Here is an 18,926-nt window from a genome sequence, read left to right as displayed (position 1 = left end):
AGGCCTGTTGCCTCACGCCTTCAGCGCCGCCGGAACGGCACGACGATGGCGGGACAGATGATATTCCAGCAGGCCAAGCGCCTGCAGGATGATGAAATTCAAGATGAGATAGATGGCTGCGGCGCAGAGGAAGACTTCCATCGTGCGGTAGCTATGCGAGATCAGTCGCTGAGCGACGCCGGTCACCTCCCAAACGGTGACGAGACTTGCGAGCGCCGTCGACTTCATCATCAGCACGATTTCGGTCGAATAGGCAGGCAGTGCGTGGCGGAAGGCGATCGGCGCGAGCACGCGCCGCACAAGCAGGAAACCGGACATGCCAATCGAACGCGCCGCCTCGATTTCGCGCGGGGAGACAGCGCGAATACCGCCACGGAAGATCTCCGCAGTATAACCGGCGGTGCAAAGCGCCAGTGACAGCACGGCGCAGACGAAGGGCTCGCGCAGCAGCGGCCAAAGAGGCCCATAGCGGATGAAGCCGAATTGGGCGAGCCCGTAGAAGATGAGGAACATCTGGATCAGCAGCGGCGAGCCGCGGAAGACGAAGATGTAGCCCTTGGCGATGGCGGTGAGGATCGGATTGCCGCCTACCCGCATCCAGACGATCAGGATTGCAAGAAGGCCGCCGATAGCAATCGACAGGAAAAACAGCGCCAGCGTCGTCGGCAGAGCTTCGAGCAGCGTGAGCATGGTCTGTCCGAGAAAAGCGAAATCCATGATCGATCCTCAGGCCTGGCCCATTGCGGAGGGCATGCTGCGATTGGCACGCCGCTCGGCCGTGTTGAAGACACGATCCGACAGGCTCGTCAGGATGAGATAGAGCGCGCCACCGACAATGAAGAAGAGGAAGTATTGCCGGGTCGAACCGGCAGCGACCTGGCTGGTGCGCATCAACTCGGCAAGGCCGGTGACCGAAATCAGCGCGGAATCCTTGAGGCTCAACTGCCAGACATTGCCCATGCCTGGAAGGGCGAAGCGCAGCACCTGTGGCATGATAATGCGCCGAAATCTCAAGGCCCCATGCATTCCAATCGCCGAGGCAGCTTCAAGCTCGCCCTTGGAGATCGCAAGATAGGCGCCCCGGAACACTTCGGCCTGATAAGCGCCGGAGATGATGCCGACCGCAAGCGCACCGGCCGCGAAGGATGGCATCCCCAGAAAGCCTTCATAGCCAAGGGACTTGCCGATGCTGGTGATCGCGCTCGATCCGCCGAAATAGATGAGATAGATGATGAGCAGCTCCGGCACGCCGCGGAAAACAGTCGTATAGACGTTTCCAAGCGTCTTCAGGATCAGATTGCCGGAAAGCTTTGCCGCCGCGACGATCGCGCCCAAGACGGCGCCGGTCGCCAGCGCGACAGCAGTGACACTTAGCGTCATCAGCGCCCCCAGCAGAAGCAGGGCGCCCCAGCCGGTCGAGCCGAAACCGATCAATTGCAATGTCGCCATCTCGTTCGTTCCCCGTACCGAGCGGTCAGTCTTCTTGATTGTTCAAACATACCATGCGGCAAGCGGCATTGAAGCCGAAAGCCGGCGCTTCCGCTATCCGGAAGCGCCGGCCAAGGCTTATTCCTGCGGCGAGACGTCCGTCTTGAACCATTTCATGGAGAGGTTCTTCACGGTGCCGTCGGCGAGCGCCGACTTGATTGCTGCGCTGAACATGTCACGCAGGTCCGTATCGGCCTTGCGAACGCCGAGGCCTTCGCCGGCGCCCCAGATCGGGCCGGCAATTTGCGGGCCGGTGAAGCCGAGAGCGCCGTTGGCAGACTCGAAGGCGGTCTCAAAATAGACGGCATCGTCGAAGCCGAGATCGATACGGCCGTTCTGCAGATCGAGGTCACGGTCAGCACCGGTCTTGTATTCGCGGATCGTCGCGACGTCGCCGAAGTTGTCGTAGATGAACTTCGCGTAGACCGTGCCAGCCTGGATACCGATGGTCTTGCCCTTGAAGGCTTCCTTCAGCGCGCCGATCTCCTTAACGCCGGTCTGACCTGGCGTCATCTTGATGCTCGAACCAGTGCCGGCGGCATTGGCCAGCGGGCTGTCCTTTGCGGTCGCAAAGGCTGCCGGCGTTGCGGCGTAGGGAACGGTAAAGTCGATGACCTGCTTACGCTCGTCGGTGATCGACAGTGCATCCATGATCACGTCGAACTTGCCTGCGTTCAGAGCCGGGATCATGCCGTCCCAATCGGACGCCACGAGCTTGCATTCGACCTTGGCGCGCTCGCACAGGACCTTGGCCAGCTCCGGTTCGAAGCCGCCGAGCGTGCCGTCGGAGTTGGTCAGGTTCCATGGCGCATACGCGCCTTCGAGCGTGATGGTAACGGTCTTCCAGTCTTTCGCCTGAGCAGCGGGGCCGGCAAGAACGGAGAGCGCCAGGGCGCCGGAAAGAAGGGCATGTCTAATCTTCATCGAAGTTCTCCTCTTGAGGTCGAAATAGTCAATCTCTGTTTTACGCCAGTCTTCGCCGGCTTGCCGTTCACCGACCGGCATTTGCTGGTCAGATCGATCGGATAGTTGTATAGGGTACCATATGTGATATTTTGTGATATGCAAGTGCCAAGTCGATTTACAGGCGAAATTCGCGGCTGCATAAGGATTAGGCAATGAAACGCGCTACCGATCGGAAACGTGAGCTGGCTGAAAACGACTCCGGCCCACTTTACGCCGGCGTCAAACAGATGATCCTGGATCGGATCCAGAGCGGCGAATGGCCGCCGAAGCATCGTGTTCCCTCGGAAAACGAGCTAGTCGTGGAACTTGGCGTCAGCAAGATGACCGCCAACCGAGCGCTGCGAGAACTCGCCAACGAGGGCGAGCTCGTGCGCATTCAGGGCGTCGGCTCCTTCGTCGCCGAGCGCAAGGGTTATTCGGCGCTGTTTGAAGTGCGCAACATCGCCGACGAGATCGCCGAACGCGGCCATGTTCACGAGGCCTCCGTTGTCGTTCTGGCCCGGGAAACAGCCTCTCCCGAGGTTGCCGACGCGCTCGAGCTGGAAATCGGCGGGGCGGTTTTCCATTCGCTGATCGTCCATAGCGAAAACGGGGTTCCTGTACAGATCGAGGACCGTTTCGTCCATCCGGAAGCAGCTCCCGAATACCTCGAGCAGGATTTCACGACGCTGACGCCGAATGTCTATCTGACAGCCGCAGCCCCGCTCAGCGGTTCCGAGCACATCGTCGAGGCGGCGATGCCGCAGCCCTGGGAATGCAAGCTCCTAACCGTGCTGAAGACCGAGCCGTGCCTGACGATTCGCCGGCGCACCTGGTCGGCGCGTCAGGTGGTCTCGATCGCCCGCCTCGTCTATCCCGGACATCGCTACCGGCTTGAAGCGCGCAGCGGCAAAGTGTTCGAGGAATAAATCACTAGCCATCTTGTATATGGAACACCGTCCACTTATTCGCGATTTCCGCAGAAAGCGCACCGGCACTGCTTGGCGAGCGCCGGAATAAGTCAGGCGCGGCATGCCATCCGAAATTCTCTCAAACTGCTGAAGGGAATTTCGCGCGCATGCCGACCCGGCAAGAGAAATCGCCATTCTTTGTCGAACACCTTGTGGCAAATAAAGCTGGGCGGAATGATCCGCGTCTTCACGCAAACATGCTCAGCCGTCGCCCCGTCTCTTCCTGCTCGTCACCGCAGGGTCCGGTAGCACCGTGCCAAACACATGGTCCCAGAAAAGTGATGAAACACCATAGTTACCCTCATCGGTAGAGGCATGATGCTGTGCGTGCCAGCGCTTGGCCCGGTAGAGATAGGTGCCGTGCGGAATCCGCCAGTGATGCATGGCGTGATGCATGGCGCCATAGGTGAGATAACCAAGCGTCATGCCGGCGGTGAAGCCTGAGGCCACACCGAAGCCGAAGGCTAACCATGATGGCAACAATACACCCGCGACCATGAAAAACAGGCTCAGCCAGATCGGAGTATCGATCAGTTCGGCCGGCGCGTTGTGATGTTGAACGTGCATATCGCGTATATAGACGACATGGTGCAGCACGAAGCGGTGGATGAGGTACTCGACCAACGTCCATGCGGCTGCCCCGATCACGATCGCAGCGAGCCAGGTCAAAGGTTCGCCATCATAACCCAAAATGAAATAGGCGGCGATCAGTCCGACAACGACGATCGGATAGACGATAAAATCAGTGTAATAAGCGATCGCATTTGGTTTTCGCGCGAGAGGTCGCCTCATATGGCTTGCTCGCGGCATTGACTGTGAAGATTCGTCATAAGATTCTTCTTCATTCTTTACAGGCAGAAACGATTCATGTGCCTCTGTCGCCGTTTGTTTGAGAACGTGCACAGAAGCGAAAGCACTTTAATATTTGCACATAAGCGGTGAATCTCTCTCGATTTATCGCTTATGAGACCACGTAAGGCCGATACAGAGCGGCTCCCGCCCGTATCACTAAAACTGCATCCCATTCTATCTCGTTCGCGAAATGCCGACGCTGAAGCCGGCTAATCGCGAAGCAGCATAGAAGTATGTCAAACAAGATGTCTCTTAAAAAAATGACAGGCAAGTGACGCGCCGCCAAGTCTGGCAATATCGGCGACATCAGGCGATGAAACATCCTGCCGAAAACAGGCGGGTGAAAACACTAAAAAGCCTGGCGACCAACACGATAGGCATGTTGGTTGCCAGGCTCATCGCAATCCGGCGGAGGGGCGGTCCAGCCGGATCGGAGTCAATTTCGCACGCGCCGAAGCGAGCTTTTAATCAGCGGGCTCTGTTGTACCGTCCGATGGGGCGGTATTAACGGTGGATCTTTCCAGAGCATCGCGAACCTGATCTATCTTGCCGAAGGCGGGTCCGACGCCCAGTATGTCCTTGGCCTCGGCAAGCCTCTGGTCGGTCACCACACCGGTCTTCGAGGCCTGAGCCAGAGCCGAGCGCAGGGCCTCGTCACTGAGGGCAGGGTCCGTCGGAACAGCGTTGGTTCCGTTCTGGAGTTCGAATTCGGCATAGTCCATGACATAGGCTCTGACAGCCGCCATCTTCGGATCCTGCGAATTCATGTAGGCGTGATAATTCCGCTTCAGCGAATTGAGGCTGCCAACCTCCGCCGCCTGCGCTTTGAGCTTGGTCGTGGCAGGCTTCTCAAGCTTCCTGTTGGCAATCGCTGACTTCGAGGGGTGAGTCGCGTGCTTTACGTTCCCGACGCTCCCATCTGTGTTGTCAGATTGTGCATCGTCAGATTTTGCGTGACTGGAATGGTCGTTGGCATGGCTTCCACCATTGCCGTTGCCGTTACCGTTACCATTGCCACTACCGTTTCCATTGCCGCCACCGGCTCCTCCGTTGCCATTGCCACCCTTGGCATAGGCAATGTCTGCGAGACCGACCGCGGCGCCACCCGCTGGAGCGACGGCAAGCGTCAGGGCAACGATGGTCGTTCCGAACACTGAACCGAATTTCATGCGCTTCTTCCTTTCATTCCAGATCGAGCTCTTCCGCGGCGGCGCAACTGCGGCGCAGGACGAGCAACCGGCAACCACGCCGCTCGCCCCACGCAACTGCGACGCGGGACGAGCAACGAACAACCGCGCTGTTCGCCACAATATTGCTGTAAATGAAAGTTTCCACCTAGGTCAGACCAATGCCGCCGGCGATCCGACCTTAGCCTGATTGCTGATGACCAAAAGTCTCATAGGTTCCGCGGGGGCGTGGGGTTGCGTCAATGCTGGGACTTGCCCGTGAGATGAACCTACCGCCATTTGACGCGTTGCCCGGCTGCGATAGGTATGTCGGATGGGGTGGTCATCGCTGAAAGTAGCCAGACATGCGGACGAATATGAAGTCAATGCTGTCGCCGGTTCGTTTACTCGCCGGCTGGAATTCCCAATCTCTGGCGAAACAATTTCTGCTGATTGGCGGCTTCGTTTGCGCCTGCGCGATGCTTCTCGTCGGCGCCTTCGTCACCAGCCTCATCGAGGATGCCGTCACGCGCAACTCTGCCGCCAGCACCGCTCTTTATGTCGACAGCGTCATTGCGCCTCTGCTTCCCGATATGCAGAGGACCGAGGTCCTGGACGATACGGTGACACGCGCGCTCGACGAAACACTTGGTGAAGGCGCACTTGGCAGCCGCCTCATGTCCTTTCGCCTCTGGCGTAACGACGGCACTATTCTTTATTCCAACGACAAAAACCTTATGGGGAAGCAGTTTCCGCTCAGCAATGACCTGAAGACGGCATTTGCCGGCACGATGGTGGCGCAATTCAATCAGCTCGACGACGTCGAAAGCGTTGCCGAGCGCAACAGCGGCAAGCCGCTTCTGGAGATCTACAATCCGGTCCTCCAGCCCTGGTCGGGCAAGGTCGTAGCCGTTTCCGAATTTTATGAGGTGGCGTACGACTTCCAACGCAGCCTGAACCAGGCGCGTTTCAGAAGCTGGCTGGCGGTCGCCCTGTTCACACTGACGTTCTTTCTCATTCTTTCCATTATCGTTTTTCGTGGAAGTCGGACGATTGAAAGCCAGCGCAGCGCGCTTAAAGCGCGCATCGGCGAGCTGTCGGCACTCCTGCAGCAGAATGAAATGCTGCACGCCCGCGTTCAAAGAGCTTCACAACGTGCCGCCGCCCTCAACGAGAGCTACCTGAGACGCATCGGCGCCGATTTGCATGATGGACCCGCCCAGCTCGTTGCCTATGCATCACTGAGATTGGATAGCCCCGCTTTGGTGAACCCAGCCACTCCGACACATGAAAGAGAGCGGTCGCTTGCCGCGATCAAATCAAGCCTGGACGATGCGATGGCGGACATTAGAAGCATCTGCAGCGGGCTGGTGCTGCCGCACATCGAGGCGGCGAACCTGGCCGAACTATTGCAACACGCAGTCCGCGCCCATGAGCAACGAACCGGCGTCGCGGTCGGCCTATCCTTTTCCGACACGGCGCAAGAGCTTTCGACATCCACCAAAATATGTATATACCGCTTCGTTCAGGAAGCGCTGAATAACGGATACCGTCACGGGAAAGGCGCAGCACAGCGAGTGAAACAAACCATTGAAGGCAGGCAGATCATGATCGCAGTATCGGACGAAGGGCCTGGTTTCGATCCGGCACATATTCCGCCGAGCAGCCTTGGTTTGGCGGGGCTGAGAGAGAGAGTGGAGAGTCTCGGCGGCACGTTCGACTTGAAGTCTTCCGAAGGCGGCACGGTCGTTCAAATGTCGCTGAGCGCAATAGAAATGGAGCAGGCATGACGACAGCAATCAGTCTGGCGGTAATCGATGACCATCCGCTGTTTCGGGAGGGGGTCATTCGTAGCCTTGCCGAGATCGACGGCTTTGCGATCGTTGGCGAAGGCAGCACGATGGAAGATGCGATTCGCATTTCCGAGGACGCGCGTCCGGACGTTCTGTTGATGGATATCTCCATGCCCGGTGGAGGCCTGAATGCACTCCCGCTGATCCTCGAGCGGGTGCCAGGTCAGAAAATCGTGATTTTGACCGTCTCTGAAGCAAGCGACGATGTGACCACCGCCCTCAGGAGCGGGGCAAAAGGCTATGTTCTGAAGGGCGTAGGCTCGAGAGCCTTAGCCGACATCCTCCGCACGGTAGCCTCGGGAGAAAGCTACGTCGCCCCCACCCTTTCCGCCCGACTGATCTCCGGCGACGGAAACGCCTCCCTGCGAAAAGCGGATCTTCTTCGCGACCTGACAGGCAGGGAAAGCGAGGTTCTTCAATTCGTTGCAGCCGGATTGAGCAATAAGCAGATCGGTCTGAAGCTTGATCTCCACGAAAAGACGGTGAAGCATCATATGACCCAGATATTCGCGAAATTGGGCGTTGCAAACCGAACGGAAGCTGCGATGGCTTTTCGCGATGCCCTTGAAAAACGGGGCTAGTGAAGGAACGACCTCAGTCTCAGATGATCGGCCGTGGTCGCACTCCGGTTGATGATGGTGCGCCCCCTCGAATCCTTCATGACATAACGTCCATTTTGTATTTCTTCACTCATGCCATCGTCGTGATGCACTTCCATTGACGTATTATTGGCACCCGTCGAGTCGTCCGAGTCGCTTTGTCCCTGTTTGGCGCTTTTTCCGTTGGCTCCTTTGCCATTTCCGTTGCCATTACCATTTCCGCCCCCATTACCATTTCCGCCTCCATTTCCATTGCCGCCACCATTCCCGCTATTGCCGCCGCCATTCCCGCTGTTACCTCCGCCGTTGCCATTACCCCCGCCGTTGCCATTACCCCCACCATTTCCGTTGCCGCCTTTTGCGTCGGCGGTTTGTGCAACAAGCCCAAGGGAGGATCCACGAATCTCGACGGTGTAAGGCGTTGCCACGAGCACCAGCGTAAACGAAACACCGAGAAGAACGGCGATCGACTTTTCGCGTAAAGACATAGCTGGCCTCCTACACGCGCATGGATGCACGACTGCATAACGGAAAGACTGTCCGTTCATCGTCGGAACGGCTTCTCCGCAACAATATCAGATCGTTTCTGCGGCGGAGCCGTCAACCGTTGTCTTGGCTAAAGCGCAAATCTCGGACTTTTGCAATGTCGGCCAAGACCTTCGTCCAGCGTGTTATCAGACAAAGGTCGCAAGGCAGACTGGACTGAAGCCCCGATGACGAACGGCGAGATTGAAAGAGCGCTGGCCCTGCGGTTACTACTGTCTGAGGGTAGTGGATGCACCGGATAGAGGGGAGATGGATGTCTTCCGTCCTGCTCGGTTGCTGGTGGGAAGCGGACAGATTGTCGTGAACGCCGTCGGCATAGAGATTTCCGCCGCCCTTTCCGGTCATATCGGGCCAGCGCGATACGAGAGACATCACAGTGAAAACGCAGTGGAAGAAATACCTGGATCAAACGACGCCACCCGGCGCCATTGTCGATTTCTCAGCGGCTGCTTTCGTTCTTCAGGTAGCGATCAATCTCCGGCTCTCATTGGAGCTTGTCGAATCGACGCCTGAATGCCGTTACCGCGCCGAGCGCGTAATTGCATGTGCGGAAATATACGGCCGTGCAAGAGAGGCAGGTTCGGCACTACCATTCACCGACGCGGAGAAGGCCTTGGCGGAGGCCGTAACGCTTCTTGCAATCGAGATGCATCAGTGTCCTTCGGCGTCGAGAATTGACGACGTATCGTTGGCTCAAAGACATCCAGCCGTAGCGTCCCAGTCGACAACGATCGATGGAAGCCGTTTCGGAAGCCTGTCGATGTAGCTCCCATAGCAAGGCGCATGGCTTGGAGACCGGAAAATCTGCTTACCCGGCTCATCGACCCAGGCCTGCTGGTGGGCCTGTCGAGGTGTCGCAGTCGCAAACGGTTCTGTGGTTACTACGGGTCCCACGGAAGAAAATCCGATCATTCTGAAATCGGCGAATTTCAATTAGGGGTCCGTCCGCCAGCACAAATCCAAGGCCGCCGGTCAGCGCTACCTATGGCTTGCGAAGCTGCGCCCTGGATTTCTTTGGCTTTTCAACAAGCGGTGACCTTTCGGCCTCCTGGGCTAAGCGCGCCTGCCGCAACCGATCACTCTTCGACGCTCGTTGCGCATTTTCTTTGGCGATGATTTGACGAGCAGCTCTATCCGAATTTGCAATCTTTTCATCAGTCGAAAATCGCCTGATCCCGTCTTTAACGCCATCCGATGTCATATTGGCTCCTATAATGACGGCAACAAAAAAGGCCGGCGCGAAATCGCACCGACCGTCGTCACGTCACTTCCTTTGCCAGTGCCAGTACATCCGTGGTCAAAAGCAGAAAGCGCCTGCGACAATAGCGAGCGACAAAATCAATCAGCGCTCATGAGCAATGCCGACAAACCCTAAGTGGGCGTGTTGGTGTTCAAAACAAGTTCACCACGCCTTGCTTTCCGCTTGGTTGCCGTGGTCGGGGCCGAGAATGGCAAGCAGCGCTTCTCTCTCCGGGCCAAAAGGCCGGATATTGAGGAATGTCTCGATCGCCGTGCGGGTCTCATGGCCGCCAGATGATATGTTTGCGCGGTGGAGCACGACGAGACTATTCGTCGCGTCATCCGACTCTAAAAACCAGCGATCTCCATTGGAGCTGGCAGCAAATTCCTTAGTGTTGACCATGATACACCTCCTCGGTTCAGATGAATAATATGGTGCGTCTCAAAATATAATCAAGAATACTATTCAATATATTTGGTATATCATATGCTAAACTATAGTTTATAATTTCCATCCGACGAACAAAACTCCTCAATCGCCGCCGATATATTTAGAATGTCAATCAGCTGACCTCACTGTGCGTAAGCACTGAGCCACCTGGTGACTGCGACTGCCAACCTAAAATGGGAAACCAAAAAGCCTGTTCCATTCCTTTCGGCGTCCCGTGTTGAAACGGTTGAGCGACATCCCTTTGATGGCGTCCGGCTGCTCATGCCATCATGGTGCGGCCATACGCCCGCGTCGGAGCACCGGTGAGAAATGATGGATGGTCCAGGAGCGATCGAGCTCGACGCGGTGGCCGCATTGGTTGTCCATGGAATCGCGGCCGGGTGCGCCACCCTCGTTCTCCCAAATCCCGATAGCATAGGCGTTCCGTCTTCGATCAATTTCGTTGCTGTTCGTTTTCATGATCTCAACCTTCCTTCCTTGCATTTCGATGCCTTCGATGCCGGCATTGTGCCGACCGCGTCATCGAACGTCATGGCAAGCAGTACGGCTGCGGCATGTCGACAAACTGCGCAAGCGGACGCGCGACCTTGGCGCGCTAGCGAAATCGAGAGCTTCTGTCATGGCCAAACGTCTTCTCGATGAGCGTTGCTCGGTCACCGGCGGACGACGCCCGTACCAGTTCCAGCTTGTCTTCCGCCATCACCCGTTCATGAGGCTCGTCATCATTTCGGATGCGGTATTGCAGCACACCTCCTCTCGCAGGCAGCGTGCCCGTGATACGGTAGGTGTTCCTGAACGTGGAGGCGGACATCCCGGAACCATTCTTCATCCAGACGGCCTGTCCCACCGCAAAAAGATGCGTGGCGGCGTCGCGTCGGATGGGACGGGTGTTGCCTTTCAAGATGCTGGTGGCGCTCATAATTGCTCGTGGTCCTTTTCGAGTGCGGTTTTGGGGTCTGACAGGTTGTTCGGCACCAACTGTTGGCTCGCACTTCAGACGGTGATCGTCGGCGGATGAATGAGGGCCGACACGTCGCTAGATCAATCAATAGCTTCCCATCACGTTCATCGGCCTGTTGCAGGCGTTGAAACCTGTCTGCAGGAATGAGAACGACAGGAGGACGACTGTCTGTGTGGTGCGGCCGATCACGATTGTGGTGCTTTGCAGGGACAGGCGGGTGCGTCGCCTTCATCCCATCTTCACCAGAATGGTCTCAATTCTGCCGGCACATCCGCGCTCGGCTCAGAGGCTCATGAAAGGGTTCGATAAGTGCGATGCACACCGGATCTGTGCCATGCACTCATTATCGAGAATTTGGTGGAGCATGGCGGGCCGTGGATCTCTGACACCGCGAAAGCCGGGACGGCCAAATAAATCTGTCTTATGCTTACGCTAGTATTGGAATTTAATCAAGGCTTATGCAGATTTCCTTATGAATAACTGTCAATAAATTTCCGGGTGCCAAAATAAAACTACGGATATAATTGGCGCGTTTCGTCCGGTTTATATCAGCGCTGGAAGCGCAATATCCAAATAATATTTTATCTTTATTTTCAGTTGAACACAATATTTCTTGGCACTCCTATCAATCGAGTGCCAAAAATGCTATATATGCATTTCAGCCGCCCTATGCACCGGCTGCAGAAAGAACTCCTATGAAATTCCGTCCGCTCCACGATCGCGTCGTCATCCGACGCGCGGAAAGCGATCTCAAATCGAAAGGCGGGATCATCATTCCCGACACCGCCAAGGAAAAGCCCCAGGAAGGCGACGTGATCGCTGTTGGTCCGGGCACACGCAATGAAGGCGGCACGTTAATCCCGCTCGATGTCAAGGCTGGCGACACAATCCTGTTCGGCAAATGGTCCGGAACAGAGGTCAGTATCGATGGAGAGGCGCTCCTCATCATGAAGGAGGCCGACATCATGGGCATCGTTGGAAAGACTGATGCGGCCAGCCAGAAGATCGCCTGACGATCGATCCGCGCCCCCGCAATCTCAAGACCGAACTGGACGAACATCATGACTGCCAAGGAAATCAAATTCTCCACCGATGCGCGCGATCGCATGCTCCGTGGTGTCGAACTGCTCAACAACGCCGTCAAGGTGACGCTTGGTCCCAAGGGCCGCAATGTCGTGATCGACAAGGCCTATGGTGCGCCGCGCATCACCAAGGACGGCGTCACCGTTGCCAAGGAAATCGAACTCGCCGACAAGTTCGAGAACATGGGCGCACAGATGGTACGCGAGGTGGCTTCGAAGACCAACGATCTTGCCGGCGACGGCACGACGACGGCGACAGTACTCGCCGCCTCCATCCTGCGCGAAGGCGCGAAACTTGTCGCCGCCGGCATGAACCCCATGGACCTCAAGCGAGGCATCGACCTTGCCGTGACCGCCGTCGTCAAAGAAATTCAGGCGCGGGCCAAGAAGGTCCAGTCCTCCGGCGAGATCGCCCAGGTTGGCACGATTGCCGCCAATGGCGATGCGACCATTGGCGAGATGATCGCCAAGGCAATGGACAAGGTCGGCAACGAGGGCGTCATTACGGTTGAAGAAGCCAGGACCGCAGAAACCGAACTCGACGTCGTCGAGGGCATGCAGTTTGACCGCGGCTACCTGTCGCCGTACTTCGTCACCGATGCCGAGAAGATGCGTGTCGAACTGGAGGACGCCTACATCCTCCTCTACGAGAGGAAGCTCGGCAATTTGCAGGCGATGCTGCCGATTCTTGAAGCAGTGGTGCAGAGCGGCAAGCCGCTGCTGATCATCTCCGAAGACGTGGAAGGCGAAGCGCTGGCGACATTGGTCGTCAACAAGCTCCGCGGCGGTCTGAAGGTTGCGGCCGTCAAAGCTCCGGGCTTCGGCGATCGCCGAAAGGCCATGCTGGAAGATATTGCGGTCCTCACGGCCGGCCAGATGATCTCCGAGGATCTCGGCATCAAGCTCGAGAACGTTACGGTCGACATGCTGGGGCGCGCCAAGCGCGTGCTGATCGAAAAGGACACGACCACGATCATCGACGGTTCCGGCGAGAAAGCGACCATCCAGGCGCGCATACAGCAGATCAAGGCACAGATCGAGGAGACGACCTCCGACTACGACAAGGAAAAGCTGCAGGAGCGGCTGGCGAAACTTGCCGGCGGCGTCGCGGTGATCCGCGTCGGCGGCGCGACCGAGACAGAGGTCAAGGAAAAGAAGGACCGCATCGACGACGCGCTGAACGCCACCCGTGCGGCGGTCGAGGAAGGTATTGTGCCCGGTGGCGGCGTGGCGCTGTTGCGTGCGAAGTCGGTCCTCTCCGGGCTGACGGGAGAAAACGCCGATGTGACGGCGGGCATCTCGATCGTGCTGCGGGCGCTTGAAGCCCCGATCCGGCAGATCGCCGACAATGCCGGTGTCGAAGGCTCGATCGTCGTTGGAAAACTCATCGACAGCAAAGATCATAATCAGGGTTTCGACGCCCAGACCGAAACCTATGTCGATATGGTCAAGGCCGGCATCGTCGATCCCGCCAAGGTCGTGCGGACTGCCTTGCAGGACGCCGGTTCGATCGCAGCGCTTCTGATCACCGCCGAAGCCATGATTGCCGACATTCCCGCAAGAGAATCTGCCACGACGGCCGGAAATGGCGGCATGGCTGGTATGGGATACTGACAGCAGTGCCTGCACCGTTCGGCCAGCGCGGCCCGCGACGGAACCCAAACAACGATAAACAGGGAGAACTCCAATGGCCATGCAAGGCAGCAGCAAGACATCGATCACCCAGCGTTTCGAGAGCTATCAGCCATCCAAGACGTTCCTCGTATGGGCCTGCATCGGCACGGCGGTCGCCACGATGATCATCGGATTCAGCTGGGGCGGCTGGGTGACGGGAGGCACGTCACGCACAGCAGCGACGACCGCAGGCGATGTTGCACGCGGAGAACTGGCGTCCGCCATATGTGTGCAGCGGTTCAACGCGGCACCGGATGCGACCGCGAAACTTGTCGAGTTCAAGGCGCTCAGCGACAGCTACAAGAAGCGTCAGTTCGTCGAGGCCGGCGGTTGGGCGACCATGCCTGGACAAACTTCGCCCGATAGCCGCAGCGTCGAAGGCTGCGCTACCGCTCTCGCCATCTAAGAGTCTGTTTTCGAGAGCGCTCCCATGTTTGTGCGGAGCGCTTTCTCAATCTGTCAAAGCAGGAGAATGACGAATGATCCGTTTCGTGAAAAAGACCGAGCCGCAGCCATTGCCGAAGGAAGCCGAGGACAAGCGCCCGGAAAAAGTTTCCGAGACAGCGGCCGACGGAGCCAAGAAGTCAGGCACGGACGGTGTGCGTCGCCGTGCGCGGCAGACGGCTGACGACGACCGCCTTATCTGAGAGCGGATTGGGTTTCTACACGATTTGCCCCAGAGATCACCAAGAGGTTCCTTTCATGCCTCGGCAGAGCTATTCGATGACACGCGCGCGCAATTCCTTGGATGGCACAAGGCAGATCTCGTATCTGCCAAAAATGCGGTACCTGTTCTTGGCAATCAGATCGTATGCCGCATTGGCCAATCGCCGCGGCATCATGTTCACGACGGCAAAAAGGCTCCAAGGGAAACCGAGACATCGCATAGCGGTAGCGAACGCATCCATCTTCGTGTGCAAATTGCCATCCAGGATTACCAAATTGGTCGAGAAGTCCGTCGGATCGAGACCGTAGTGACGATAAAGCGCCTGTCCAAGCGGAGACTGTGCGGCCGTGAACAGGAAGCGGCCGGAGCGGTCGTGGGCGAAGACAAAGCGGATGAATGAAGAGCAGAAAATACACTCGTGGTCGAAAACGATGAGATCCTTGTTATGATCGTGGGGTGGCACGTCCGGATCGTTCTTGAAACTGTATGATGCGAGATCAGTCATCGGCAGCTTTGTCTCCGAAGCGCAGTGAACGTCGCGACAAGTTTTGCGTCAAGTGAAAGCTGGCGCAGCCGTCAGGCATACGCCGTTTTCTATAAGACTGGGCACCTCGGACCCTACGGCTGACTTTCCGCTGGCACCGCTGGCGAAGCCGTCCTGATCGGCGTAGCCAACCCGAGAACCCGTCGGACGAGATAATCCAACGACAAACGTCCCGGCCCCCAGGCCATGATGCCGAGCGCCATCGCCGCCCAGGTGATATGAACGGGCCACCCGTCGGGAACGGTCAGTTCAACGATTGCTGTCATGCCGAGAAGACCTGTCGCTGCAAAGCGCGTGGCAAGGCCGAGCACCAGAAGGGTCGAAAATACCACCTCCCCGGTGCCCGACAGGAATGCCATCACCGCAGGCGCCGGATAGGGATAGGGCCCGCCGGGCAGATGCAGCATGAACTCATCCGTAAAGAGCTCAACGGCCGTATCGCTCAACTGCAGGAATCCGTCCCATTTGAGGATGCCGGATCGCCAAAACGGCACGGCCAGCCCGACACGCAGAACGAGTTGCACAAACGAAGGCTGAGCAATCATCTGAACCAGCCAGCTTGCCTTTTCGACCAATCCAACGATCGGTGCGAATGGCTTGTTCACGGCCGATGTCTCAAGCATTTTCGACATTGGAATTCTCCATGTAAATCTCCGTAAAAGCGCCGGCATCGATCATCTCTGCGACCATGCCCGCAAGATCGAACGCCGGATTGACAGCCAGCGCCGCAGCCACAGCCGCCCCGAGAGCATCACCATCGGCAAGGCTGACGAGGAATGCAGCTCCGCCGGGCGGCAGTAACCGAACCACGACATCGAGTTCCGGTCGTGTGATCAACGCATCCTCGGGAACGACCTGCTCGATGCGCTCTACCGGCTCGGAGCTTCGGTTCGCGGCGAAGATCGTCACGGCCGGGAATTTAGAGGACAGAATTATCGTCGCTGGATGGACACGAAAGCGAAGGTCGGGCAACTCTTCCGGTGCGACGCGCGACAGATCATCCGCCGTGATGATCGCGCAATCGGCAGCGTGATAGGCGTCCAGCCACGCCCGCTCCAACCGTGCGACATCGCCCAACCATGGCATCGACTGTGCGTATTCATAGGTATCGATAAAAGCAGGGAAGTCGCGACCGTATTCGAACAAAAGCGGTGACGTCGGCGGCGTCTCGCGAACGTGGAAGCGCGCCATCGCGCGAAAGAAATCCGGTCCCGTTATGCGTTGGATCGCGGGGAAAGTCGCAGCCAGCGCCTCGATCAGACTGACGGTGACGTTGTTCCGGTAGACGTTGTAGCGCTTGTCCGCAGCTTTCCCACGCGGACCGACCACTGAAACCGGCGTCTGCTGTTCCGGATTGAGCAGCGACGCGGAGAAAGTCGAGGCGAATGACGGACCGCCGCGCCCGATGGACAAGACTTCAGCGGACCGCATAGGATTTTCCCAAGGCCAGAGACCGCCGATCGAGGATCGCCTGAGCCGCAACGGCCTCGGCACGCAGGACCGGCCAGTCCGGGATTTTGCTGTCCCATTCGACCAGCGATGGAATTGGTCCGCATCTGTCGATAACGATCTCATAAAGACGCCAGACTGCGTCCGCAACAGGCCCGTCGTGACTGTCGATCAACAGCAGTTCGCCCTCGTCATCCGTCTGCTCCGCATGGCCCGCAAGATGGATTTCGCCGACTTTCGACAGGGGGAAATCGGACAGATATTCCAGCGCCGAATAGCCGTGGTTCGTGGCCGAGACAAAGACGTTGTTGACGTCGAGCAAAAGACCACACCCGGTCCGCTTTGCAATCTCGCCCATAAAATCCGTTTCGCTCATGGAGGATTCGGCGAAGAGCACGTAGGTGGATGGATTCTCCAGCAGAATGGGACGCCCGATCGTCGTCTGCATTTCGTCTATGTGATCGCAGACATGCGTGATCGTGGCACTCGTATAAGGCAATGGCAGCAGATCATTCAGATAGGTGTTCTCGTGGGTCGACCACGCCAGGTGCTCCGACACAAGCGCCGGTTCATATCTGACCACCAGCTCGCGAAAACGTCGAAGATGGTCCTTATTCAGGGGCTGCGGCCCACCGAGAGACATGCAGACACCATGGAGCGAGATTGGGTGATCCCGACGTACAAGCTCGAGTGCGTGATGGGGAGGGCCGCCGGCGCCCATGTAGTTTTCGGCATGGATCTCGAAAAATCCTTGTGGGCCTGTTTCGGCGCGGATCGCGGGCAAATGTTCCGGCTTGAAGCTCGTGCCCGCCAAGCCGTGAACAGGATAGAAGGGAAAGCGGAGCTCGGTACCCGCTTCGACGACAGGAGCGACGTTTCGATTGTGGGTATTCATCTTTGTCTTCTCCGCTTTCCAATGGCTGTTTCGATTAGAGGTCGCGCTTGAGCGGCATCAGCGAGCCGTGGCGGCCACCAGGGATGTCGAGCGAGGCGCAGGTGCCACCCTGAACGAACTTCCAGGAATTGCCCTGGAAATCGACGGTCGACGTGCCTTGGCAGGTGGTTCCGGGGCCAGCGGCGCAATCGTTTTGACCCTTCAGAGCGACACCGTAGCACTTCTCTTTGTGGGCCGCGATCGCTGCGCTGGCTTCAGCCTTGGTCAGCGGTGCGGCGGCAGCCATCGACGCGAGCGCTGTAGTAACCGCACCGGCGAGCAGGACAGAACTCACAGTAGCTTTCAACATGAACTATCTCCATTGGGTTCGTTGACGCCCCTGTCTTTGGGGCACGTCAGGTACTCGTTTGGAGATTGCGATTCGTTACAGTGGAGATTGTCACGAAGGCGTGATCGCCGGCACTTCGATCCGGGCACCGCTGCGGGTGGCACGTCGCGCCATCGGAAAACCGCTGTTCGAAGATTTCAAGGCAATATATCGGACGGGGCCGCTGATCGTGGAAACGCTGAGATTAACCACGATCGCAGCTCCAAAAGTATTGTTCTCAATTAAAGTTTTCTTAGAGAAATAAAGTCATTTTTAATTCTACCGGTAGCCGCATGTCATTTTCAGCAGCAGTAGATCCGTCAGGTTTCACCTGGGCGATCGCACAGGCGGGATCAAACCGCACCGGGGTTCACTGATCCATCCTGATGTGGGGCGCCATGAAAAATCTGAAGATCTCAAGCCAGCTTATATTGCTCGTCACCGGGCTCATGATCGCCTTCGCGGCGGCCACCTATCTGCAAATCCGCTCATCTGTCGACTCGATCTACAATGAACGCTACGAAATGCTTCGCACGCAGGTCGAGTCCGGCGTTTCCGTTCTGAAATTTTATTATGATCAGGAACAGGCCGGTAAACTGACCGAAGAACAGGCGAAGGCCCAAGCCTATGCCGCCGTCAACGCTATTCGATATACCCCAGATGGCTACCTCTTCGGCTACGACTACGATATCAACATGGCCTTCCATTACGACGCGTCGAAGGTCGGCAAGAATTGGAAGGGCCAGCCCGATCCGACGGGCCACTACTATCGCGAGGAACTGGTCAAGCTCGGCCAACAGGGCGGTGGCCTCACCGACTACTATGCCAGCAAACCCGGCCAGCCGGCGGACGCCACTTTCCGCAAGACCGCCTACGCACGCGCCTTCGACCCTTGGAAGGTCGTCGTCATCACCGGCGTCTACATGGACGATCTCGATTCGCAGGTCCATGGGAAGATCTTGACGACCTTGTGGTCGAGCCTCGTACTCTTTTTCGTCGCACTTGCCGGTGCTTTCGTCGTCATCCGCGGCATCTCCAAGCCCCTGACGGAGGTTCACGCTGCGCTGAAGGCTGTTGCCGATGAAGACGTGAAGACCGCGATCCCGCATGTCGGCATGCGCAACGAAATCGGCCTGATGGCCAAGGCCACCCTGGCGCTGCAGGAAAAGATCCGCGA

Annotated in this window: 25 protein-coding genes; 10 read left to right on the top strand and 15 right to left on the bottom strand. The window is 57.6% G+C overall.

The annotated features are described in order from the left end of the window. Positions 1 to 12: 12 nt before the first annotated feature. The 3 genes from FHT86_RS20420 to FHT86_RS20410 form a co-directional block, all read right to left on the bottom strand. Entirely contained in the window at positions 13 to 717 is a 705-nt protein-coding gene (locus FHT86_RS20420) for an ABC transporter permease (RefSeq protein ID WP_133709311.1), read from the bottom strand. A 9-nt stretch (positions 718 to 726) separates the two neighbouring features. After that, positions 727 to 1,449 (bottom strand): ABC transporter permease, encoded by a 723-nt coding sequence (locus FHT86_RS20415; RefSeq protein ID WP_133709310.1) that lies wholly within the window; start codon positions 1,447 to 1,449, stop codon positions 727 to 729. 117 nt (positions 1,450 to 1,566) lie between these two features. Beyond that, a complete protein-coding gene (locus FHT86_RS20410; RefSeq protein WP_133709309.1) occupies positions 1,567 to 2,412 on the bottom strand; it encodes a transporter substrate-binding domain-containing protein in 846 nt (281 codons plus the stop codon). Positions 2,413 to 2,606: 194 nt separating this feature from the next. Here FHT86_RS20410 and hutC point away from each other — a divergent pair, with 194 nt between their 5' ends. Next, positions 2,607 to 3,362 carry a histidine utilization repressor gene (gene hutC, locus FHT86_RS20405; RefSeq protein WP_133709308.1) on the top strand — a complete coding sequence of 252 codons (756 nt, stop codon included), beginning with the start codon at positions 2,607 to 2,609 and terminating at the stop codon, positions 3,360 to 3,362. 243 nt (positions 3,363 to 3,605) lie between these two features. Here hutC and FHT86_RS20400 read toward each other — a convergent pair whose 3' ends face one another. Together FHT86_RS20400 and FHT86_RS20395 are read right to left on the bottom strand one after the other, a co-directional pair. Next, entirely contained in the window at positions 3,606 to 4,307 is a 702-nt protein-coding gene (locus FHT86_RS20400; RefSeq protein WP_312862418.1) for a sterol desaturase family protein, read from the bottom strand. Positions 4,308 to 4,720: 413 nt separating this feature from the next. Next, entirely contained in the window at positions 4,721 to 5,425 is a 705-nt protein-coding gene (locus tag FHT86_RS20395) for a hypothetical protein (protein ID WP_166656884.1), read from the bottom strand. On the opposite strand from FHT86_RS20395, the gene FHT86_RS20390 reads away from it, so the two are divergent. The 3 genes from FHT86_RS20390 to FHT86_RS20380 all read left to right on the top strand — a co-directional run bounded on the left by FHT86_RS20390 (position 5,424) and on the right by FHT86_RS20380 (position 7,856). After that, the gene (locus tag FHT86_RS20390; protein WP_166656883.1) at positions 5,424 to 5,633 is read left to right on the top strand and encodes a hypothetical protein; all 210 of its coding nucleotides are present in this window, start codon (positions 5,424 to 5,426) and stop codon (positions 5,631 to 5,633) included. The two genes, FHT86_RS20395 and FHT86_RS20390, sit on opposite strands and share 2 nt — an antisense overlap. Positions 5,634 to 5,787: 154 nt before the next feature. Further along, the gene (locus FHT86_RS20385; RefSeq protein WP_133709304.1) at positions 5,788 to 7,212 is read left to right on the top strand and encodes a sensor histidine kinase; all 1,425 of its coding nucleotides are present in this window, start codon (positions 5,788 to 5,790) and stop codon (positions 7,210 to 7,212) included. Further along, a complete protein-coding gene (locus FHT86_RS20380) occupies positions 7,209 to 7,856 on the top strand; it encodes a LuxR C-terminal-related transcriptional regulator (RefSeq protein WP_133709303.1) in 648 nt (215 codons plus the stop codon). The genes FHT86_RS20385 and FHT86_RS20380 overlap by 4 nt, the downstream gene beginning before the upstream one ends. Here FHT86_RS20380 and FHT86_RS20375 read toward each other — a convergent pair. The 5 genes from FHT86_RS20375 to FHT86_RS20355 all read right to left on the bottom strand — a co-directional run bounded on the left by FHT86_RS20375 (position 7,853) and on the right by FHT86_RS20355 (position 11,029). Then, positions 7,853 to 8,362, bottom strand: coding sequence for a hypothetical protein (locus FHT86_RS20375; protein WP_133709302.1), 510 nt, complete (start codon positions 8,360 to 8,362; stop codon positions 7,853 to 7,855). The two genes, FHT86_RS20380 and FHT86_RS20375, sit on opposite strands and share 4 nt — an antisense overlap. Positions 8,363 to 9,402: 1,040 nt before the next feature. Then, entirely contained in the window at positions 9,403 to 9,621 is a 219-nt protein-coding gene (locus tag FHT86_RS20370; protein ID WP_133709301.1) for a hypothetical protein, read from the bottom strand. Between the two features lie 201 nt (positions 9,622 to 9,822). After that, entirely contained in the window at positions 9,823 to 10,062 is a 240-nt protein-coding gene (locus FHT86_RS20365) for a hypothetical protein (protein WP_133709300.1), read from the bottom strand. Between the two features lie 315 nt (positions 10,063 to 10,377). Next, positions 10,378 to 10,569, bottom strand: a complete 192-nt coding sequence (locus FHT86_RS20360; RefSeq protein WP_246779593.1) for a hypothetical protein — start codon at positions 10,567 to 10,569, stop codon at positions 10,378 to 10,380. A gap of 136 nt (positions 10,570 to 10,705) precedes the next feature. Continuing rightward, positions 10,706 to 11,029 (bottom strand): hypothetical protein, encoded by a 324-nt coding sequence (locus FHT86_RS20355; protein ID WP_133709299.1) that lies wholly within the window; start codon positions 11,027 to 11,029, stop codon positions 10,706 to 10,708. A gap of 737 nt (positions 11,030 to 11,766) precedes the next feature. Here FHT86_RS20355 and FHT86_RS20350 point away from each other — a divergent pair. From FHT86_RS20350 to FHT86_RS20335, 4 genes are all read left to right on the top strand, one after another. Continuing rightward, positions 11,767 to 12,084, top strand: coding sequence for a co-chaperone GroES (locus tag FHT86_RS20350; RefSeq protein WP_133709844.1), 318 nt, complete (start codon positions 11,767 to 11,769; stop codon positions 12,082 to 12,084). Between the two features lie 48 nt (positions 12,085 to 12,132). After that, the gene (gene groL / locus FHT86_RS20345) at positions 12,133 to 13,767 is read left to right on the top strand and encodes a chaperonin GroEL (protein ID WP_133709298.1); all 1,635 of its coding nucleotides are present in this window, start codon (positions 12,133 to 12,135) and stop codon (positions 13,765 to 13,767) included. A 73-nt stretch (positions 13,768 to 13,840) separates the two neighbouring features. Then, positions 13,841 to 14,233, top strand: a complete 393-nt coding sequence (locus tag FHT86_RS20340; protein WP_166656882.1) for a hypothetical protein — start codon at positions 13,841 to 13,843, stop codon at positions 14,231 to 14,233. Between the two features lie 73 nt (positions 14,234 to 14,306). Continuing rightward, complete coding sequence (locus FHT86_RS20335; protein ID WP_166656881.1) at positions 14,307 to 14,474, top strand: hypothetical protein; 168 nt, start codon at positions 14,307 to 14,309, stop codon at positions 14,472 to 14,474. 69 nt (positions 14,475 to 14,543) lie between these two features. Here the strand turns inward: FHT86_RS20335 and FHT86_RS20330 are convergent, their stop codons facing one another. The 5 genes from FHT86_RS20330 to FHT86_RS20310 form a co-directional block, all read right to left on the bottom strand. Beyond that, on the bottom strand, positions 14,544 to 14,999 hold the full coding sequence (locus FHT86_RS20330) for a thiol-disulfide oxidoreductase DCC family protein (protein WP_133709297.1): 456 nt from the start codon (positions 14,997 to 14,999) through the stop codon (positions 14,544 to 14,546). Positions 15,000 to 15,112: 113 nt separating this feature from the next. Next, entirely contained in the window at positions 15,113 to 15,670 is a 558-nt protein-coding gene (locus FHT86_RS20325) for a DoxX family protein (protein WP_133709296.1), read from the bottom strand. Next, the gene (locus FHT86_RS20320) at positions 15,654 to 16,469 is read right to left on the bottom strand and encodes a DUF2063 domain-containing protein (protein WP_133709295.1); all 816 of its coding nucleotides are present in this window, start codon (positions 16,467 to 16,469) and stop codon (positions 15,654 to 15,656) included. Before FHT86_RS20320 ends, FHT86_RS20325 begins: the two co-directional genes overlap by 17 nt. Beyond that, positions 16,456 to 17,382: a DUF692 family multinuclear iron-containing protein gene (locus tag FHT86_RS20315; protein ID WP_133709294.1), complete on the bottom strand. Its 927-nt coding sequence runs from the start codon at positions 17,380 to 17,382 to the stop codon at positions 16,456 to 16,458. The genes FHT86_RS20320 and FHT86_RS20315 overlap by 14 nt, the downstream gene beginning before the upstream one ends. Positions 17,383 to 17,416: 34 nt before the next feature. Further along, positions 17,417 to 17,731: a DUF2282 domain-containing protein gene (locus tag FHT86_RS20310; protein ID WP_104826442.1), complete on the bottom strand. Its 315-nt coding sequence runs from the start codon at positions 17,729 to 17,731 to the stop codon at positions 17,417 to 17,419. 58 nt (positions 17,732 to 17,789) lie between these two features. Here FHT86_RS20310 and FHT86_RS20305 point away from each other — a divergent pair, with 58 nt between their 5' ends. Then, the gene (locus FHT86_RS20305; RefSeq protein WP_133709293.1) at positions 17,790 to 18,014 is read left to right on the top strand and encodes a hypothetical protein; all 225 of its coding nucleotides are present in this window, start codon (positions 17,790 to 17,792) and stop codon (positions 18,012 to 18,014) included. Between the two features lie 133 nt (positions 18,015 to 18,147). Next, positions 18,148 to 18,926 (top strand): cache domain-containing protein (locus FHT86_RS20300; protein WP_133709292.1); only part of this gene is annotated, 779 nt, incomplete at its 3' end.

It is taken from the genome of Rhizobium sp. BK313 (assembly GCF_014193655.1).
In the GTDB taxonomy this organism is placed as follows: domain Bacteria; phylum Pseudomonadota; class Alphaproteobacteria; order Rhizobiales; family Rhizobiaceae; genus Rhizobium.
The sequence above is the reverse complement of the archived record's forward strand: the minus strand, read 5'-3'. Positions and strand labels throughout refer to the sequence as shown.

Coding starts and splice junctions, on each gene's coding strand:
- FHT86_RS20315 (WP_133709294.1), bottom strand. CDS start 17,382: ATGAATACCCACAATCGAAACGTCGCTCCTGTCGTCGAAGCGGGTACC.
- FHT86_RS20420 (WP_133709311.1), bottom strand. CDS start 717: ATGGATTTCGCTTTTCTCGGACAGACCATGCTCACGCTGCTCGAAGCT.
- FHT86_RS20395 (WP_166656884.1), bottom strand. CDS start 5,425: ATGAAATTCGGTTCAGTGTTCGGAACGACCATCGTTGCCCTGACGCTT.
- FHT86_RS20360 (WP_246779593.1), bottom strand. CDS start 10,569: ATGAAAACGAACAGCAACGAAATTGATCGAAGACGGAACGCCTATGCT.
- FHT86_RS20380 (WP_133709303.1), top strand. CDS start 7,209: ATGACGACAGCAATCAGTCTGGCGGTAATCGATGACCATCCGCTGTTT.
- FHT86_RS20370 (WP_133709301.1), bottom strand. CDS start 9,621: ATGACATCGGATGGCGTTAAAGACGGGATCAGGCGATTTTCGACTGAT.
- FHT86_RS20415 (WP_133709310.1), bottom strand. CDS start 1,449: ATGGCGACATTGCAATTGATCGGTTTCGGCTCGACCGGCTGGGGCGCC.
- FHT86_RS20355 (WP_133709299.1), bottom strand. CDS start 11,029: ATGAGCGCCACCAGCATCTTGAAAGGCAACACCCGTCCCATCCGACGC.
- FHT86_RS20330 (WP_133709297.1), bottom strand. CDS start 14,999: ATGACTGATCTCGCATCATACAGTTTCAAGAACGATCCGGACGTGCCA.
- FHT86_RS20385 (WP_133709304.1), top strand. CDS start 5,788: ATGCGGACGAATATGAAGTCAATGCTGTCGCCGGTTCGTTTACTCGCC.
- FHT86_RS20390 (WP_166656883.1), top strand. CDS start 5,424: ATGCGCTTCTTCCTTTCATTCCAGATCGAGCTCTTCCGCGGCGGCGCA.
- groL (WP_133709298.1), top strand. CDS start 12,133: ATGACTGCCAAGGAAATCAAATTCTCCACCGATGCGCGCGATCGCATG.
- FHT86_RS20310 (WP_104826442.1), bottom strand. CDS start 17,731: ATGTTGAAAGCTACTGTGAGTTCTGTCCTGCTCGCCGGTGCGGTTACT.
- FHT86_RS20350 (WP_133709844.1), top strand. CDS start 11,767: ATGAAATTCCGTCCGCTCCACGATCGCGTCGTCATCCGACGCGCGGAA.
- FHT86_RS20325 (WP_133709296.1), bottom strand. CDS start 15,670: ATGTCGAAAATGCTTGAGACATCGGCCGTGAACAAGCCATTCGCACCG.
- FHT86_RS20365 (WP_133709300.1), bottom strand. CDS start 10,062: ATGGTCAACACTAAGGAATTTGCTGCCAGCTCCAATGGAGATCGCTGG.
- FHT86_RS20320 (WP_133709295.1), bottom strand. CDS start 16,469: ATGCGGTCCGCTGAAGTCTTGTCCATCGGGCGCGGCGGTCCGTCATTC.
- FHT86_RS20335 (WP_166656881.1), top strand. CDS start 14,307: ATGATCCGTTTCGTGAAAAAGACCGAGCCGCAGCCATTGCCGAAGGAA.
- FHT86_RS20410 (WP_133709309.1), bottom strand. CDS start 2,412: ATGAAGATTAGACATGCCCTTCTTTCCGGCGCCCTGGCGCTCTCCGTT.
- hutC (WP_133709308.1), top strand. CDS start 2,607: ATGAAACGCGCTACCGATCGGAAACGTGAGCTGGCTGAAAACGACTCC.
- FHT86_RS20340 (WP_166656882.1), top strand. CDS start 13,841: ATGGCCATGCAAGGCAGCAGCAAGACATCGATCACCCAGCGTTTCGAG.
- FHT86_RS20375 (WP_133709302.1), bottom strand. CDS start 8,362: ATGTCTTTACGCGAAAAGTCGATCGCCGTTCTTCTCGGTGTTTCGTTT.